The sequence below is a fragment of the Paenibacillus sinensis genome (assembly GCF_019904155.1).
Taxonomy (GTDB): domain Bacteria; phylum Bacillota; class Bacilli; order Paenibacillales; family Paenibacillaceae; genus Paenibacillus_AQ; species Paenibacillus_AQ sinensis.
The window spans coordinates 1-271 of record NZ_JAHCMB010000212.1 but is presented as its reverse complement, the minus strand read 5'-3'; the positions used below and the strand labels follow the sequence as shown (position 1 = coordinate 271).

Here is a 271-nt window from a genome sequence, read left to right as displayed (position 1 = left end):
TAACTGATGATGAGAAAGAGTTATTTACTTTTATTGATACCACTAAAATTAGGCAAAAATTTGATATAAACGATTTATCTAATGATTTGAAAATGTCGAGTGAGACTGTATGCACCAATGGTGTTGGGGAAATTGATCTTGGTGACAGAGTAATTAAAGATCAAGAAACATATGAAAAGGCGGTTGTTGATCATGTCATTACACTAAAACGAGACACATTTATTTATGAAACGGGATTATCCTATCTGGCTTAACGAGGCTGTCCTAAAAG

General features: G+C 33.2%; 1 protein-coding gene. It reads left to right on the top strand.

Features of this window, described 5'->3' with window-relative positions:
• Positions 1 to 254 (top strand): hypothetical protein (locus tag KIH86_RS25990; RefSeq protein ID WP_223110750.1); only part of this gene is annotated, 254 nt, incomplete at its 5' end.
• Positions 255 to 271 lie beyond the last annotated feature (17 nt).